Origin of the sequence: Enterococcus sp. DIV0187 (assembly GCF_051713785.1) — a bacterium.
Lineage (GTDB): Bacteria > Bacillota > Bacilli > Lactobacillales > Enterococcaceae > Enterococcus_A > Enterococcus_A avium.
This window is the reverse complement of sequence record NZ_JBIOQO010000001.1, coordinates 3,297,501-3,314,124: the sequence shown is the minus strand read 5'-3', so window position 1 is coordinate 3,314,124 and position 16,624 is coordinate 3,297,501. Positions and strand designations below refer to the sequence as shown.

11 protein-coding genes, 23 tRNA genes, 1 riboswitch and 1 other annotated feature (1 of these 36 running past the window's edge) are annotated in these 16,624 nt (G+C 41.8%); of the genes, 4 read left to right on the top strand and 30 right to left on the bottom strand.

All coding sequences use genetic code 11. The features are described 5' to 3' along the window. Nucleotides 1–105 precede the first annotated feature (105 nt). Nucleotides 106–729, bottom strand: coding sequence for a LysM peptidoglycan-binding domain-containing protein (locus tag IGI52_RS16260; RefSeq protein WP_016181171.1), 624 nt, complete (start codon nt 727–729; stop codon nt 106–108). A gap of 409 nt (nt 730–1,138) precedes the next feature. Next, nucleotides 1,139–2,776 (bottom strand): putative polysaccharide biosynthesis protein, encoded by a 1,638-nt coding sequence (locus IGI52_RS16255; RefSeq protein ID WP_049219064.1) that lies wholly within the window; start codon nt 2,774–2,776, stop codon nt 1,139–1,141. A 127-nt stretch (nt 2,777–2,903) separates the two neighbouring features. On the opposite strand from IGI52_RS16255, the gene IGI52_RS16250 reads away from it, so the two are divergent. Next, nucleotides 2,904–4,400 carry a UDP-N-acetylmuramoyl-L-alanyl-D-glutamate--L-lysine ligase gene (locus IGI52_RS16250; protein WP_049219066.1) on the top strand — a complete coding sequence of 499 codons (1,497 nt, stop codon included), beginning with the start codon at nt 2,904–2,906 and terminating at the stop codon, nt 4,398–4,400. Between the two features lie 12 nt (nt 4,401–4,412). Here the strand turns inward: IGI52_RS16250 and IGI52_RS16245 are convergent, their stop codons facing one another. Together IGI52_RS16245 and leuS are read right to left on the bottom strand one after the other, a co-directional pair. Next, nucleotides 4,413–5,315, bottom strand: coding sequence for an NAD(P)H-dependent flavin oxidoreductase (locus IGI52_RS16245; protein WP_049219068.1), 903 nt, complete (start codon nt 5,313–5,315; stop codon nt 4,413–4,415). Between the two features lie 106 nt (nt 5,316–5,421). Then, nucleotides 5,422–7,935 carry a leucine--tRNA ligase gene (gene leuS / locus IGI52_RS16240; protein ID WP_049219069.1) on the bottom strand — a complete coding sequence of 838 codons (2,514 nt, stop codon included), beginning with the start codon at nt 7,933–7,935 and terminating at the stop codon, nt 5,422–5,424. A gap of 68 nt (nt 7,936–8,003) precedes the next feature. Further along, nucleotides 8,004–8,195 (bottom strand) — a binding site (T-box leader). A 137-nt stretch (nt 8,196–8,332) separates the two neighbouring features. Here leuS and IGI52_RS16235 point away from each other — a divergent pair. From IGI52_RS16235 to IGI52_RS16225, 3 genes are read left to right on the top strand one after another with little or no spacing between them, the layout of a single operon-like run. Next, nucleotides 8,333–8,989, top strand: a complete 657-nt coding sequence (locus tag IGI52_RS16235) for a phosphatase PAP2 family protein (protein WP_049219071.1) — start codon at nt 8,333–8,335, stop codon at nt 8,987–8,989. Beyond that, nucleotides 8,990–9,970, top strand: coding sequence for a TIGR01212 family radical SAM protein (locus tag IGI52_RS16230; protein ID WP_049219074.1), 981 nt, complete (start codon nt 8,990–8,992; stop codon nt 9,968–9,970). Further along, a complete protein-coding gene (locus IGI52_RS16225; RefSeq protein ID WP_049219076.1) occupies nt 9,945–10,508 on the top strand; it encodes a tRNA (mnm(5)s(2)U34)-methyltransferase in 564 nt (187 codons plus the stop codon). Before IGI52_RS16230 ends, IGI52_RS16225 begins: the two co-directional genes overlap by 26 nt. Before the next feature lie 55 nt (nt 10,509–10,563). Here the strand turns inward: IGI52_RS16225 and IGI52_RS16220 are convergent, their stop codons facing one another. From IGI52_RS16220 to IGI52_RS16095, 26 genes are all read right to left on the bottom strand, one after another. Beyond that, nucleotides 10,564–11,352, bottom strand: coding sequence for an alpha/beta hydrolase (locus IGI52_RS16220; RefSeq protein ID WP_049219077.1), 789 nt, complete (start codon nt 11,350–11,352; stop codon nt 10,564–10,566). Between the two features lie 21 nt (nt 11,353–11,373). Continuing rightward, a complete protein-coding gene (locus IGI52_RS16215; protein ID WP_049219079.1) occupies nt 11,374–12,852 on the bottom strand; it encodes an MDR family MFS transporter in 1,479 nt (492 codons plus the stop codon). Between the two features lie 166 nt (nt 12,853–13,018). Then, nucleotides 13,019–14,209, bottom strand: coding sequence for a methionine adenosyltransferase (gene metK / locus IGI52_RS16210; RefSeq protein ID WP_049219081.1), 1,191 nt, complete (start codon nt 14,207–14,209; stop codon nt 13,019–13,021). Beyond that, nucleotides 14,207–14,289: riboswitch (SMK box riboswitch) on the bottom strand. Its footprint overlaps the gene before it by 3 nt. Nucleotides 14,290–14,654: 365 nt before the next feature. Further along, nucleotides 14,655–14,726: transfer RNA gene (locus IGI52_RS16205), tRNA-Glu, on the bottom strand. A gap of 13 nt (nt 14,727–14,739) precedes the next feature. Continuing rightward, nucleotides 14,740–14,827, bottom strand: a tRNA-Ser gene (locus tag IGI52_RS16200). Between the two features lie 21 nt (nt 14,828–14,848). Then, a tRNA-Ile gene (locus IGI52_RS16195) sits at nt 14,849–14,922 on the bottom strand. A 14-nt stretch (nt 14,923–14,936) separates the two neighbouring features. Next, nucleotides 14,937–15,007, bottom strand: a tRNA-Gly gene (locus IGI52_RS16190). An 8-nt stretch (nt 15,008–15,015) separates the two neighbouring features. Continuing rightward, nucleotides 15,016–15,088, bottom strand: a tRNA-Phe gene (locus tag IGI52_RS16185). A 5-nt stretch (nt 15,089–15,093) separates the two neighbouring features. Continuing rightward, nucleotides 15,094–15,166: transfer RNA gene (locus IGI52_RS16180), tRNA-Asp, on the bottom strand. A gap of 19 nt (nt 15,167–15,185) precedes the next feature. Then, nucleotides 15,186–15,259, bottom strand: a tRNA-Met gene (locus IGI52_RS16175). 14 nt (nt 15,260–15,273) lie between these two features. Beyond that, nucleotides 15,274–15,363 (bottom strand) — tRNA-Ser (locus IGI52_RS16170). A 12-nt stretch (nt 15,364–15,375) separates the two neighbouring features. Beyond that, nucleotides 15,376–15,447, bottom strand: a tRNA-Glu gene (locus tag IGI52_RS16165). Nucleotides 15,448–15,458: 11 nt separating this feature from the next. Beyond that, nucleotides 15,459–15,532: transfer RNA gene (locus IGI52_RS16160), tRNA-Ile, on the bottom strand. A gap of 14 nt (nt 15,533–15,546) precedes the next feature. After that, nucleotides 15,547–15,617, bottom strand: a tRNA-Gly gene (locus tag IGI52_RS16155). A gap of 1 nt (nt 15,618) precedes the next feature. Further along, nucleotides 15,619–15,694 (bottom strand) — tRNA-Asp (locus tag IGI52_RS16150). A gap of 18 nt (nt 15,695–15,712) precedes the next feature. Next, nucleotides 15,713–15,786 (bottom strand) — tRNA-Met (locus IGI52_RS16145). Between the two features lie 14 nt (nt 15,787–15,800). Further along, nucleotides 15,801–15,890, bottom strand: a tRNA-Ser gene (locus IGI52_RS16140). Nucleotides 15,891–15,905: 15 nt separating this feature from the next. Next, nucleotides 15,906–15,979 (bottom strand) — tRNA-Ile (locus IGI52_RS16135). Nucleotides 15,980–15,993: 14 nt separating this feature from the next. Then, nucleotides 15,994–16,067, bottom strand: a tRNA-Met gene (locus tag IGI52_RS16130). 14 nt (nt 16,068–16,081) lie between these two features. Then, nucleotides 16,082–16,154: transfer RNA gene (locus tag IGI52_RS16125), tRNA-Ala, on the bottom strand. A 15-nt stretch (nt 16,155–16,169) separates the two neighbouring features. Next, nucleotides 16,170–16,243, bottom strand: a tRNA-Pro gene (locus IGI52_RS16120). A 3-nt stretch (nt 16,244–16,246) separates the two neighbouring features. Continuing rightward, a tRNA-Arg gene (locus IGI52_RS16115) sits at nt 16,247–16,320 on the bottom strand. Between the two features lie 13 nt (nt 16,321–16,333). Continuing rightward, nucleotides 16,334–16,419: transfer RNA gene (locus IGI52_RS16110), tRNA-Leu, on the bottom strand. A 22-nt stretch (nt 16,420–16,441) separates the two neighbouring features. Continuing rightward, nucleotides 16,442–16,513 (bottom strand) — tRNA-Gly (locus IGI52_RS16105). 4 nt (nt 16,514–16,517) lie between these two features. Further along, nucleotides 16,518–16,590 (bottom strand) — tRNA-Thr (locus tag IGI52_RS16100). 18 nt (nt 16,591–16,608) lie between these two features. After that, nucleotides 16,609–16,624, bottom strand: a tRNA-Leu gene (locus tag IGI52_RS16095) (it continues 66 nt past the right edge of the window).

Genomic DNA, 16,624 nt, shown 5'->3' with positions numbered 1-16,624 from the left:
CAGAATATAGACTGTTTTGACTGGTTTTCTTTTAAGCTTTGAAAATTATTTCCATAAAAAAGAGAGGACCATTGTTTCGATCCTCTCGGTTACTATCTTTAGTTTTTAGTACCAGCCGTTGGCTTGCCAGAATGATTGTGCGCCTTCCCATGAACCATAACGAGAAGTCACATATTGATCCGCAACACGTTCTTGATTTTCTGCAGAATAGTCACCGTTTAAATATGAAGCTGATAATTGGTAACGTCCGATATATTGACCGTTTGTAGCTGAATATGAACCGCCTGATTCACGTTGGGCTATCCATTCTTTCGCTGAAGAAGTTGTTGCTGCAGGAGCTGTTTCTTGTACAGGTGCTGCTTGTTGTTGAACTGGAGCCGCTTCTTGTACAGGTGCTGCCTGTGTTTGTTGTACTGGAGCTGCTTGTGTTTGTTGAGCTGAAGCTTCAGCTTGAACTGGAGCTGTTTCTTGTGCTTTTTCAGCTTTTGCTTCGCCATCAATTGTTAATTTTTGACCTGCAAAAATCATGTTTACGTTAGAAATTTTGTTCGCTTTTGCAATTGAATCCACTAAACTATCGTTACCAGCAAACTTGTGAGAAATTTTTGATAAAGTATCTCCTGATTCTACAGTATAGGTTTCTGAAGCGTGCGCATCTGTAGCTCCCATCGCTAAACCTGCACCTGCTGCTAATACTGTACTAAAAAGAAACGTTTTCCCTAATTTCATTCTGTAACTTCCTCCGATTTTTCTTATGTCTTTTTTCTTCTGTCTTCTTGACTACGAGAGATACTTTACCATCCTTTTGTGTTTCATGGGTAATATTAATGTAACAGTTCATTACAATAACATAAAACTATGTAACAAAACGACTGTCAGTGTGTCATTTTGAAATATATCACTTTTATTATTATGAGTAAAAACCCGTGATACAAGGCTGTTTCGCGAAATGTAACTGTTTTATTCTTGTATTACAAAAATTATCTTTAGAAACATTGACATCTTTTTGTAAAGTAATCGGAAGGAAAAATTCTATTCTTTTTGAATTATTTTGCAAATATTTTTTACAGATTTTGAATTTAAAATTTAATTTATAACAAAAAAATACTTCTGTACTTTTCAAGTACAGAAGTATTTTTCATTTGATTCTCAATCGTCTACGCCATTTTCTTGCTTGGGATCCCACCAGTTTATCGACTAAGCGAATTTTCAAACTAAGATAGAAATAAACCAATCCACCCACTCCAGCTGTTAGCAAACAGATGGCTAAAGCAGATAATCGTGACGCTGGATCAAACACGAGATAACTCATCTGCCGCACAATAACAGCGACTATCAGCATCACTAACGTTAAAATCAAAATCAGAACACAACGACGAAAGGCCAGCTGATAGTTCGCATGGACAACTCTGCGTAGTTTCCAGAGACATAAGCCACAGGTTAGGCTTAAACCGATAAACGTAGCAGCGAGAGGTCCATAAACCTCTAATAGTTCAATCAGCGGTACTTGAATAATCGCTTTAAGTAATAAGCCTGCCAGCCAATATTTCACCGCGACTCGGCTATGGGAAATTCCTTGCAACGTCGTCGACAGCATCATAAACAATGCTGAGACTAGCCCCGCCCAACAGGCGGCAACAAGCACACGGCTACCTAAAACATCGGCCGAATAAAAGATCGTATTCAAAGGATAAGCCAGTAAAATCATTCCAAAAACAGCTGGCAACATGATGAAAGCAAACAGCTGGATATTCGTATTTACTAATTTAGCCAGTTCAGGTCGGCGTCTTTGAGTAAAAAGTTCTGTCAGCATTGGCAGACTAGTTAATGCAAGCGATGTTCCTAAAGCAACGACGACCATCGTCAACTTATCTGGATTGGCACTAAATAAAGCGTATAGATCCACCAACTGATCATGACTGTAATTCGTATTAGCATTCATCGTGTGAATGAAGGTCACCTGGTCAATCAATTTATAAAAGGTGATTCCGCCACCAAGTAAAATAAATGGAATCGCCTGTCTAACCGTTTCAAACAATAATTTTTTCGTATCAATCGTTACTTTGTCTAGACTGCGTCCTAGCTGCAAATCACTCTTTTTTCGATCCTTAAACCAATAAAAAAGCAAGACGCCATAAGAGCCGATCATTCCGACAGATGCAGCGAAGGTCGATTGGATCACCGCATTTAAATAATCCCCTTTCCTGACCTTCATAATAATAAAGACACTCAAGAGCATATACAAAACACGCAGCGCCTGTTCAACCAATTGTGAGACGGCAGAAGGACGCATATCCTGTTGACCTTGAAAATAGCCCCGTAAGACACTCATACAGGGAAAGGCAATAACAGCGATGCTCAATGCTTGTATTACTGGAATCAAAGCACGACCCCCACCGGACAAACCAGCCAGCAATGGTGCTGTGAAAAACATCAAGCCACCAAAGAAAATTCCTAAAATTGCCGTAGCCTGCAAGGCCTTGATAAATAAACGCCGACTCGTTCGATACTCTCCCATCGAATTGTACCGAGCAATCTGCTTGGCTATCGCGCCTGGCAATCCGGCTGTAGAGATCATCATGAACAATGCATAAAACGTATAACCCATATTAAATAATCCATTGGCCGCACGGGCATTTTCACCCATCCAGGCATACCATGGAATAATGTAGATCGCTCCTAACAGCCGTGAAAAAATATTTCCCACAGATAGCCAAGCTGATCCTTGGATCATTTTTTCCTGATAAGTCAGATCACTCGGTCGTGTCTCTTTCATGGTCTCCTCCTTCAAAAAATCGCTACCCTTATAGTAAAGCTAAATCGCGCTCCTGACAATCACTCTTTACTTTTTCTCTTACTAAGCTATGCTATAATAGCCTAGACTATATATTGGAGGTCTCAACATGCTGACACTTACCCAAATTCAACAAATACTTGAACAAGAAAATCTTTTAAGAGAGTTCATTACGCCCACACGTTGGACGCTGACTGCTCCTTTTGACAAAAGCTTTAAAAAAATTTCATATGATTCACGTGATGTCGATGCAGAAACCCTTTTTTTCTGTAAAGGGAACAATTTCCAACAACACTTTTTAGAACAAGCTCTAGCAGATGGTCTAACTTGCTACATCGCCGAGCAGCCCTATGAAGTTTCCGCAGAGCTGGCAATCATTGTAACCGATATTCGTAAAGCATTGGCCGTTTTGAGTATGGCCTTCTATGATTACCCGCAAGAAAAATTACATCTGGTAGGAATCACCGGAACAAAGGGTAAAACAACCGTTGCCTACTTCACAAAAAAAATCCTAGACATTACGACGAATAAAAAGACTGCTCTTCTATCTACTTTAAATACTACACTAGATGGTGTAACCTTTTTCAAATCAAAACTTACAACACCTGAATCGTTAGATTTATATCGGATGATGGCTGAAGCTGTGGCCAATGGTATGACGCATCTTGTCATGGAGGTATCTTCCCAAGCGTATAAAGTAGCACGTGTTTATGGTTTAACCTTTGATGTCGGGATTTTTCTAAATATTTCTCCCGATCATATTGGTCCGATCGAGCATCCGACATTTGAAGATTACTTCTATTGTAAGCGGCAATTAGTTGCCAACTCTCGTCAAGTCATCTTGCAGCATGAAATTGATCACTTTGATCTTTTATTGGAATTGGCTGAAAAACAAAATATTTCCGTCATAACATACGGGAATAAGCAAGCAGATTATCACGTACAACCATCCGAACATCCGCTGTCCTTTGAATTAACAGGGCGGGAGGACACCTTTGGATTAAATGGTAACTACTCTATTTTGTTAGCAGGCGATTTTAATAAGGAAAATGCTGCTGCAGCTCTATTAGCCAGTGCTCTCGTCGGTGCAGATCAAGCTGCGGGACATCAAGGATTGGCTGAAGCACTGGTTCCAGGCCGCATGAATCTTTTAATAAAACCAAACGGTGCTCACATTTATGTGGACTACGCTCATAATTATTTAAGTATGAAATCATTGCTCGCTTTTGCTAAAGAACAGCATCCAGATGGTGAACTCCTTGTCATTACCGGTTCAACTGGAAACAAAGCAGAATCGCGCCGCGAAGGCTTGGGCCAAGCAATTGGTGAATATGCCGATGTGGCGATTTTGACCAGTGACGATCCCAACTTTGAAGATCCTAAAAAGATTGCAGACGAAATCAAACAAAGCATTAAAAATGATCATGTACGCGTACAATTTGAAAGTGATCGTAAAAAAGCCATCAAAGAGGCGATTCAGCAGGCTGGGCCAAAGGACGCCATCATTTTAGCAGGAAAAGGGACCGACAAATATATGACGGTTAACGGCGAAGACCTGCCCTATGAAGGTGATTATCATTTAGCAGAGGAATTTATTAAGGACTAACGGCATTGCCCGTTAGTCTATTTTTATGTTCTGACAGATCGCTGTTGCCTCCGCATATACCTCTTCAATCAAAGCTTTAGCTGGCTTCACTTCTGAAAACAGCCCCGCAATTTGTCCAGCCATCACAGCGCCGTTTTCTGTATCGCCGATGTCTGTGGCGCGTTTCAATACTTCTAGAGAAAAAGCTTCATTTGGTTTTTCCTTATCAGTCAAATTATTTTTTAACCCACGGATCGCTCCACCCTTGGTTTCATGAAGCACTACGGTTGCCGTATCATCTGCTTGTAGAATCGCTTGCTGATAATTTTCATGAACTGGACACTCCGCAACTGTCAAAAAGGCCGTCCCCATTTGGACACCCTGTGCTCCTAATGCAAAGGCGGCTGCCATTCCACGACCATCTCCGATCCCGCCAGCGGCAATCACAGGGATAGCTACCGCTTGAACGACTTGTGGAATCAATGCCATGGAAGTCGTTTCACCAATATGTCCGCCTGCCTCCATCCCTTCTGCGATGATACCGTCTACACCCAGCTGCTCCATTTTTTGTGCCAGTTTCACTGAGGGTATCACAGGAAACACTTTGATATCGGCCTGCTTCAAACGCTCCATATAATGCTTAGGTGTTCCTGCTCCAGTGGTCACGATCTTAACCCCTTCTTCAATCAACACCTCAACTTGCTCTGGAATATTGTTCATCTGCAACATCAAATTTACGGCGAACGGTTTCTTTGTTCGTTCTTGGGTCCTACGAATTTGTTCTCGCAATTCTTCGCTGCTTAACCCGCCAGCAGCGATAATCCCAAGTCCTCCAGCTTCTGAGACCGCACTAGCTAATGGGTAGCGAGCAATATGGGCCATTGCTCCCTGAAAAATCGGATACTGAATATCTAATAGTTTAGCGATTGAGTTCATAAATGCACCTCATTCCTTTTTTTCTTATCCTAGCATACTTCAAGTATTCGCTCGTTATTTTGTCCGCACCTAAAAATGCTCCGCATTAACATGCGGAGCATCAAAATTAATTTGCTACAATATTGACTAATTTGTTCGGTACGACAATCACTTTACGAACCGTTTTTCCTTCGATATTGCGTTGGATATGTTCATCTTCCATCGCCATTTTTTCTAATTCATCTTTAGCCATATCAACAGCTACCATTACTTTAGAACGAACCTTGCCGTTAACCTGTAGAATGACTTCGATCTCATTTTCAACCAAGGCTTCTTCATCATAGGTTGGCCAAGCTACGTGAGAAATACCGCCTTCATGTCCTAAGATCGCCCACAGCTCTTCAGCAATATGCGGTGCAATCGGAGCTAGTAATTGTACAAAGCCTTCGACATATTCATATGTTAATGCTTTTGCTTTATAGGCATCATTTACGAAGACCATCAATTGAGAAATTGCGGTGTTTAAATGCAAGTTCTCCATGTCTTCTGTCACTTTTTTAACAGTTTGATTGTAAACCTTTGTCAATGAGCCATCGTTGAAGGTGGTGATATGATCACGCATCTTGCCTTCTTCATCCACAATCAAACGCCACACGCGATCCAAGAATTTACGTGAACCTTCAAGACCGTTTTCACTCCAAGGAATCTGAGCATCCAATGGTCCCATGAACATTTCATACATACGTAATGTATCAGCACCATATTTATCTACGACATCATCTGGATTGACAACATTTTTCAATGATTTACTCATTTTCGCAGGGGCTTCTTCTAATTCTTCGCCTGTTTCAATACTGAACCATTTTCCATCACGTTTTTCAACCATGTTCGTTGGTACTAGAGCACCGCGGCTGTCACGGAAGCTTTGACCTAAGATCATGCCTTGATTGTATAATTTTTGGAATGGTTCATTCGTTGGCACAACGCCGATATCGTATAAGAATTTATGCCAAAAACGAACATACAACAAATGCAATACGGCATGCTCAGCGCCACCAATATAAAGATCGACAGGCATCCAACGTTTTAGTTTGTCATAGTCTGCCAAAGCTTCTTTATTATGCGGATCAATAAAGCGCAAGTAATACCAAGAGCTTCCTGCCCACTGTGGCATCGTATTGGTTTCACGACGGCCTTTTTTACCAGTGATGGGATCAACGACATTGACCCACTCTTCAATATTTGCTAGCGGTGATTCGCCTGTTCCACTTGGTTTGATATCTGTTGTTTTCGGCAATTCCAACGGCAATTCGTAATCAGGAACTAAACCAGTTGTACCGTCTTCCCAATGGATAACAGGAATAGGTTCACCCCAATAGCGTTGACGTGAGAACAACCAGTCACGCAAGCGGTAGCTAATTTCTTTTTTCCCGCATTCATGTTCTTCAAGCCAAGCTAGCATTTTATCGATGGCGTCTTGTTTATTTAGTCCATCCAAGAATTCTGAATTGATATGCGGACCATCTCCAGTGAAGGCTTCTTTATCTACATCTCCGCCTTCAAGTACAGGAATGATCGGCAAACCAAATGTTTTCGCAAATTCATAATCTCGTTCGTCATGAGCCGGAACTGCCATAATCGCACCCGTTCCGTAAGAAGCTAATACATAATCCCCAATCCAGATTGGCATTTTTTCACCGTTTACTGGATTAATAGCGTAGGCACCAGTGAAGACGCCCGTTTTTTCTTTTGCTAAGTCTGTTCGTTTTAGATCTGACTTTTTGGAAGCTTCTTCAATATAAGCATCCACTGCTGTTTTTTGTTCAGATGTCGTAATTTTTTGAACCAATTCTAATTCTGGTGCCAACACTGCATAGGTTGCTCCGAATAACGTGTCAGGGCGTGTAGTAAAGACGGTAAATGTTTCCTCACTATTTTCAATTTTAAAACGTACATTTGCACCAATTGAACGACCGATCCAGTTACGCTGCATCTCTTTGATACTTTCTGGCCAATCAAGATCTTCCAAATCATCCAGCAAGCGATCCGCATAGGCGGTGATTTTCAGCATCCATTGACGCATTGGTTTACGGATGACATCATAGCCGCCACGTTCACTTTTCCCATCAATAACTTCTTCATTGGAAATAACTGTACCTAGTTCAGGTACCCAGTTGACAGGAACTTCCGCTTCATAAGCCAAACCTTTTTCATACATCTGTTCAAAAATCCATTGTGTCCATTTATAGTAATCAGGATCTGTAGTATTTAATTCTCGATTCCAGTCATAACTGAACCCCAATGCATTGATTTGACGTTTAAAGGTTTCAATATTTTTCTTGGTAAATTCCGCAGGATCATTACCAGTATCTAACGCGTATTGTTCAGCCGGCAGACCAAAGGCATCCCAGCCCATCGGATGCAGTACATTATAACCTTGCGCCCGTTTCATCCGTGAAATGACATCCGTCGCTGTATAGCCCTCTGGGTGTCCTACATGTAGTCCTTGTCCAGATGGGTAAGGAAACATATCCAACGCGTAAAATTTTGGTTTTTCAGGATCATCTGTGGTATTAAAGACATTATGCTTTGCCCAATATTTTTGCCATTTTTTTTCAATCGCTTTGTGATCGTAACTCATGTTGTTCCTCCTAAATTGATTTCATCATTTTTAACTACAAAAAAATCCCATGAAAGTTCTCAAAACTCTCATAGGACGTTATCAACGTGGTACCACCTATTTTTATCTGTCAAACGACAGACCTCAAAAGAAATAACGGTCTTTAACCGGATCATTCGATCATGCTCCAAGGTAAGTTCGAATGTCTCGCATACACACTCTCAGCACCGTGCGCTCTCTGAAATGCGTTCGTTTCTACTACTCCTCTTCCAAGCAACAATATTCAAAGTAGTTTCATCTTAGCAGATTCCAAAACAATATTCAATTGAATTCCCTTTAAGAAATCGTTGAATAAATTGTCCCTTAGTCAAAACATGATATAATACTTCTGTTTAGAAAGGATGAATCAGAGAAAACAATGAAAAATAAATCAATCTATCAATTAATCGGCAGTTTTACCCTGCTGTTTTTTGCGGCACTGTGTTACATCGTCCGTTTTTATCCAGAAACATTAAATGGTTTTGATCGGAGTATCATCCATGCGGTCCATCAGCTGTATCCGCAGATGAACGGCTATTTTTTATGGGTGACAAAATTTGCTAATCCAATTACCGTTGTCATCTTAACATTGGTATTTGTTGGTTTATTCTATTTCAATAAACAAAAGATTACGGCCCTTTGGTTAGCCATTACTATGGCATTGATTAGTGGTATCGGCAATCATCTGCTGAAACTTTTCTTTCATCGAGCGCGCCCAACGATCTTGCCCCACATGGTGACAGAGCACAGCTTTAGTTTTCCTAGTGGTCACGCAACAGCTAGTACCTTATTATATGGTACATTGATTTTTGTTATGGCTCTATTCTTCAAAGAAAAAACACCACGTTTGACTGCTCAGATCGTCGTTGGTTTATTGATTCTAAGTATTATAATCAGCCGTATCTATCTTGGTGTTCATTATCCAAGCGACGTCCTCGCTGGAATGCTTTTTGGTAGCAGTTGGCTACTATTCACGTATCCTTATTACAAACAGAAAAAATTAATCTATGATCTAAAAACGATTAGGAGAAATTAAATGACTTTTCAATATACTGACGATCCAACCAAACGTTACCATTCTTGGAATTACGCCTTACGCCAGCAATTTGGCGGAAAAATCTTTAAAGTCCCCGTTGATGGCGGTTTTGATTGTCCCAACCGTGATGGTACGGTTGCACATGGCGGCTGTACATTTTGCAGCGTTTCTGGTTCTGGTGATATGATTGTTGCACCAAGCGATCCGCTGCCTCAACAGTTTTATAAAGAAATCGACATGATGCATCAAAAATGGCCCCATGTCGATCAATACATCGTTTACTTTCAAAATTTTACAAATACCCACGCCCCTGTAGAAGTAATCCGCGAACGCTTTGAGCAGGTTGTCAATCTTCCTGGTGTCGTTGGGTTATCTGTTGGTACTCGTCCCGACTGTTTGCCGCCAGACGTGGTGGACTATTTAGCTGAATTGAATCAACGTTTATATCTTTGGGTTGAATTGGGCCTGCAAACAACCTATGAAAGTACTAGTGATAAGATTAATCGGGCTCACGACTATCCAACTTATGTGGATGCAGTCGCGCGTCTACGTAAACATAATATCAATGTTTGCACTCACTTAATCAATGGTCTGCCCGATGAGTCATTAGAGATGATGCGGGAAAATGTTCGCCGAACGATTTTAGATTCCGATATTCAAGGAATCAAACTACATCTTCTGCATTTGATGCGTAATACCAAAATGCTGCGGGATTACGCAGAAGGTCATTTACAACTGATGAGCAAAGACGATTATGTTTCTGTCATTTGCGATCAATTAGAGCTGATTCCTCAAGAAATTATTATTCATCGTTTGACCGGTGATGCTCCGTGGGATTCATTAATTGGTCCCATGTGGAGTTTAAAAAAATGGGAAGTCTTAAACGCGATCGATCAAGAATTGATTCGTCGTGATTCCTATCAAGGAAAATTTGCTTTGAGAGGGGCGTTTACTCATGCTGCTAACAGCTCTGCGGTATAGTCATCAATTGCTGAAGGAAATAGTAAACGAAGGTGATCACGTCATTGACGCTACGATGGGCAATGGCAATGACACGTTATTTCTAGCAGAACTCGTCGGTACAACCGGTCAAGTTTACGCCTTCGATATCCAAGAGCAAGCGTTACAAAATACTCGTGACAAAATTTCTGACTATAGCGAGCGCACAACGCTATATCTTGCTGGACATGAAACGATTGAAGAAAAAATCTCAGCTGACCAACCAATTAAAGCCGCAATTTTTAACCTCGGCTACCTACCAAAAAGCGATAAACAGATCGTCACCTTGCCCGAAACGACCAAACAAGCCATGTCAGCCATTCTAAAACGGTTAACCATTGGTGGTCGCATGATCATCGTCATTTATTATGGACACGAAGGTGGAGAAGCTGAAAAAAACGAAGTCCTGCATTATTGCCGAGCATTACCGCAGGAAAAATTCAGCGTATTAAATTATCAATTTATCAATCAAAAGAATAATCCACCGATTTTATTGTGCGTAGAAGCTATTTCATATTGAACACTATCATCTGCTACAACATATATACCTAAAAAGAGTGACTGATCAAAAACGATCAGTCACTCTTTTCATTCAACCATTCTAGAACACGCTTGATCCAAGTATCCCAAAATACCCAATCATGTTTCCCAGTTCCTTCTTCAAAGGTTACATTGAGGTTCTTTTGTTTCATTTTATGAGCCATGTATTGACTAGCCGGGTACAAATCATCTTCTGTTCCACAGGCCAAGAAAAAGCGTGGTGCTGTCTTTCCGCTATCAACCAGTTCATCCAATAATCGCAAAGGATCATTTTTTGAACCTTTGATTTGATCCAAGGGCCCGAAGATTCCTTTCCAATAAGCTTCATTTCGTACCAGCAATAAACTTTCTACATCGGATAAAACCACTGCCCCCGATAAAGAAGCCACCGCGGCAAAATTCTCTGGTTTTGCCAAGCCTAGTTTCAATGCACCATAGCCACCCATGGATAACCCAGCTGCAAAAGTTTTTTCTCGTTTATGAGTCAATTGTGGAAAGAGCTCATGGACAATCGTTGGCAATTCCTCCGAAACAAACGTCCAATAGTTCATATCATACGTTGTATCAGTATAAAACCCAAGATCCGTCGAAGGCATCACCACTGCCATCTGATATTCAGCCACATATCGCTCGATCGAAGTCCGGCGTTCCCAGACACTATGATTGCCGCCCATACCGTGTAATAAATATAAGACCGGAACATCTTCATTTACACCAATAGTTTCCGTTCCAATCTTCTTATGCGTCGTTTGTGGCAAAATCACGTTCATTGCTACTTCCATTTGTAAAACATTCGAGTAGACATTCACCTGTAAAAAAGCCATTCAGCTAGATCCCCCAGTTCTTTATTCTTCATTCAGTTTAACACTTCTCGTTTGTTTGCCAACCATAAAGCTAAAAATCAATGCAAAAATAATCAGCAATAACCCAACAAAATATATCCAATGAAGGCTGGTAAAAAGAATATTACGTAGTTCCATTCGCAAGTTCGACTCAATCTGTAAAGCCGTATGAGGATTAATCAAACGATTCATGATATCCAGATCCGTGATCCCAGCTTTTGTTAGCTGCTGCACGTTCGCAACGTTCAAAATAATTCCAAAAAGTGAAACCATGACTGTTTGACCGATTGTACGAGAAAGCGTATTGAAAGAGGTTGCCACCCCGATTTCTTCCTTCGGTACACTGGCCTGCGCTTCCACCGTTGTCGTTGTAACGGATAATCCGTAACCAACACCTAAGACACCCATAATGATGAAAAATAGCCAAAAAGGACTTTGTTGCGGCAATACCACTAATGTTCCTCCACCGATCAAGATAATAATCAATCCGCTAACGATAATCCATTTTGCTGAATACTTACGTAATAATTGACCTGATAAAAAGGACCCGTACATCCATACAATCGACATCGGCGCTAAGACCAAACCACCAATTCCGGCTGGCTTTCCTAAGACTCCCTGCATCCACATAGGAATATACACATCCAATCCCATTAAAAATCCGCTAATTAGAGCCGCGACAACATTCACACTAGCAAATGTCTTGTTATTGAACAGCTTCAAATTTATTACAGGATCTTCTGCTCGTTTTTCTGTTCGAATAAAGAGTATCAATGAGAAAATACTCACTGCAAATAAAGCAATAACTGATAACGAAAGACCTTCATCACCTAGCAGTTGAAAACCTAATAATAAGCTTAAAAGTGTCAGCATCAAGAACAAGCTTCCGAACATATCCATCTTTTTTGCTTGATGCTCTTTTTTCTCTTCAATAAAGAAATATTGCAGCAAACCGATCAAAGCCAATCCAATTGGTACGTTAATAAAGAAAATCCAATGCCACCCAATCGTATCTACGATCAAGCCACCAGCTAAAGGACCAAAAACACTAGCAACGCCCCAAGCCGCACTCGTCAGCCCCAAAACCTTGGCCCGTTTTTCAATATCATAGAGATCGGCAATAATTGTCAAAGACACGGGCATAATCGCTCCAGCACCGATTCCTTGAATCCCACGAGCAATAATCAACGTCAACATTTCATTAGACATCCCGCATAATGCCGAGCCTAAAACAAATAATAAAATACCAACAATAAAAATTGGTTTTCTACCAATCTTATCTGCCAATTTTCCATAGATCGGTGTAATCATTGCATTTGTTAATAAATAGATGGAAAATACCCAGTTCATAATTTCAATTCCATGTAAACTACCCACGATCGTCGGCATGGCCGTCGTCACGATTGTACCTTCAATTGCAGACATAAATGTCGCGATAAATATTCCAGCAGTCACAACCTTCACATTTGTTTTTCTATTCATTTTTTCCTCCAAATCTATTTTTCAATCTCTAGTTACTTTAACATAGAAGTATAACTTATTTCTCATAAGGCAGAACAAAAATGCCTAAAAAAAGAGACAGTCCTATCAATCAATGATCAATAGAAACCGCCTCGTGAACTCCATAAACATTTTATGTCTGTACGATTTATTCTAGATTCAAGCTTTTCTTCAACGCATCGACTTTATCAATATGCTCCCAAGGAAGATCCACATCTGTTCGACCAAAATGTCCATAAGCGGCTGTGTCGCTATAGATTGGACGTAACAAATCAAGCATTTCGATAATTCCTGCCGGACGCAAATCGAAGTTTTCACGAATAGCACCAATCAATGCTTCTTCAGTAACCTTTGCTGTTCCGAAGGTATTGACTGAAATAGAAACAGGCTGTGCCACGCCAATCGCATAAGCAAGCTGCACCTCTACTTTTTCTGCTAAACCAGCAGCCACAATATTTTTCGCAATATAACGAGCCGCATAAGATGCAGAACGGTCTACTTTAGTTGCATCTTTCCCAGAAAAAGCACCGCCTCCGTGACGTGAATAACCACCATAAGTATCAACGATTATTTTACGTCCAGTCAATCCCGCATCCCCTTGAGGCCCGCCAATCACAAAACGACCTGTGGGATTAATAAAATATTTCGTTTTATCATCCAATAATTCAGCAGAAATTTCATGTTTGATTACTTTTTCCATGACATCTTTTTGAATCGTCTCGTTATCAACAGCATCATTGTGTTGAGTACTGATAACAACTGTATCAACACGCAATGGTTTCCCGTTTTCATCATATTCAACAGTCACTTGAGACTTTGCATCTGGACCAAAATAAGCTACCTCGCCAGATTTGCGCAAATCAGCTAAACGTTTCACTAAATGATGACTCAATGAAATAGGCAGTGGCATTAGTTCAGGCGTCTCATTCACCGCAAAACCAAACATTAGTCCCTGATCTCCAGCACCGATATCATCCAATAGTTCTTCTTTACCACGAGTTTCTAAAGCATCATCAACACCTTGTGCAATATCCGGTGATTGTTCATCGATTGCCACTAAAACAGCAACATTATCACCATCAAACCCAAATCTTGACTCTGTATAACCAATGCGTTTAATCGTTTCGCGCACCACTTTTTGGATATCTACATACGCCGAAGTAGAGATTTCTCCAAAAACTAAAACAAGCCCAGTCGTTACAGACGTTTCACATGCAACTCTGGCTTTTGGATCCTTTTCTAAAATTGCATCCAAAATAGCATCACTGATTTGATCAGCAACCTTATCCGGATGTCCTTCTGAAACTGATTCAGATGTAAATAAACGACGTTCTTCCATTATAAATATTCCCCCTAATTTTTATTCGGTTACAAGGAATCTCTGAATACTTCAGAGCCTATCGGGAACTTGCAACGTCTCGATTATAACAGAAAAATAGCATCTGTCACTAATAAACCGGCATTAAACCTGAAAATTTATGGAAATTCGTTTTCAAACAAAAAAGGTTCTATAATATTTTGTGTTGGTGAAAAATCGACTTCGATTTTCTACCAACACTTTTTCTTCGTTTCAACTCAAAAAGAGACTCACTTTTGGTAAAATTTAGTCGACCAAAACATCACCCTACCAAAGGAGTCTCTCAATGGATAATCATACTAGAAAATTACTCGAATTAACAGATAAACATTTATTTTTTTCGGACTAAGTTTTATTCAAATTTGTCTCCACCAACACGATTTGACGAAGAGCCACAAAAAAAAGAGACGTTTAAAACGTCTCAAAATGACCCGTACGGGACTCGAACCCGTGTTACCGCCGTGAAAGGGCGGTGTCTTAACCGCTTGACCAACGGGCCATATATCAAAAAACGGAGAAGGAGGGATTTGAACCCTCGCGCCGGTTTCCCGACCTACACCCTTAGCAGGGGCGCCTCTTCAGCCACTTGAGTACTTCCCCAAAAACCAAAAAGATTTTTAATGGGCCTAAATGGACTCGAACCATCGACCTCACGCTTATCAGGCGTGCGCTCTAACCAGCTGAGCTATAGGCCCTTCTTAAAAACTAAAGCGGGTGACGAGAATCGAACTCGCGACAACAGCTTGGAAGGCTGTGGTTTTACCACTAAACTACACCCGCAATTCTGATGGCGCGGGACAGAATCGAACTGCCGACACATGGAGCTTCAATCCATTGCTCTACCAACTGAGCTACCGAGCCAGAAGCGGTCCCGACGGGATTTGAACCCGCGATCTCCTGCGTGACAGGCAGGCATGTTAACCCCTACACCACGGAACCGTATTTTTTTAGTTTTTAATTGCGGGAGCAGGATTTGAACCTACGACCTTCGGGTTATGAGCCCGACGAGCTACCAGACTGCTCCATCCCGCGATAATAGTATTAAAAGGAGGATAAGGGATTCGAACCCTTGCACGGTTTTACCCGCCTGACGGTTTTCAAGACCGTTCCCTTCAGCCGGACTTGGGTAATCCTCCAAATAAAAATAATGACCCGTACGGGACTCGAACCCGTGTTACCGCCGTGAAAGGGCGGTGTCTTAACCGCTTGACCAACGGGCCATAAATTTTAATGGGCCTAAATGGACTCGAACCATCGACCTCACGCTTATCAGGCGTGCGCTCTAACCAGCTGAGCTATAGGCCCTTCTTAAAAACTAAAGCGGGTGACGAGAATCGAACTCGCGACAACAGCTTGGAAGGCTGTGGTTTTACCACTAAACTACACCCGCATGGCGGTCCCGACGGGATTTGAACCCGCGATCTCCTGCGTGACAGGCAGGCATGTTAACCCCTACACCACGGAACCGTAATTTTTAGTTTTTAATTGCGGGAGCAGGATTTGAACCTACGACCTTCGGGTTATGAGCCCGACGAGCTACCAGACTGCTCCATCCCGCGATAATAGTATTAAAAGGAGGATAAGGGATTCGAACCCTTGCACGGTTTTACCCGCCTGACGGTTTTCAAGACCGTTCCCTTCAGCCGGACTTGGGTAATCCTCCATAAAAGAGTCACTATGGACCTTGTAGGACTCGAACCTACGACCGGACGGTTATGAGCCGTCTGCTCTAACCAACTGAGCTAAAGGTCCTGGCTCGAATAAAATCGCGGCGGAGGGGATCGAACCCCCGACCTCCCGGGTATGAACCGGACGCTCTAGCCAGCTGAGCTACACCGCGTTATTAATAAAAAATGGAGCCTAGCGGGATCGAACCGCTGACCTCCTGCGTGCAAAGCAGGCGCTCTCCCAGCTGAGCTAAGGCCCCAAAATTTTATTTCTATCGGGAAGACAGGATTCGAACCTGCGACCCCTTGGTCCCAAACCAAGTGCTCTACCAAGCTGAGCTACTTCCCGAAATGCACCCGAGAGGACTCGAACCTCTAACCCCTTGATTCGTAGTCAAGTACTCTATCCAATTGAGCTACGGGTGCGTTATTTAGTTAATGCCGAGGACCGGAATCGAACCGGTACGGTGATCACTCACCGCAGGATTTTAAGTCCTGTGCGTCTGCCAGTTCCGCCACCCCGGCGTTCTTCCCTGGTCTTCAGGAAAGCGGAAAACGGGGTTCGAACCCGCGACCCCCACCTTGGCAAGGTGGTGCTCTACCACTGAGCTATTTCCGCGTGATGCCGGCTAAAGGACTTGAACCCTCGACCCTCTGATTACAAATCAGATGCTCTACCAACTGAGCTAAGCCGGCAACTACAAAAAAATAAAATGCGGGTGAAGGGACT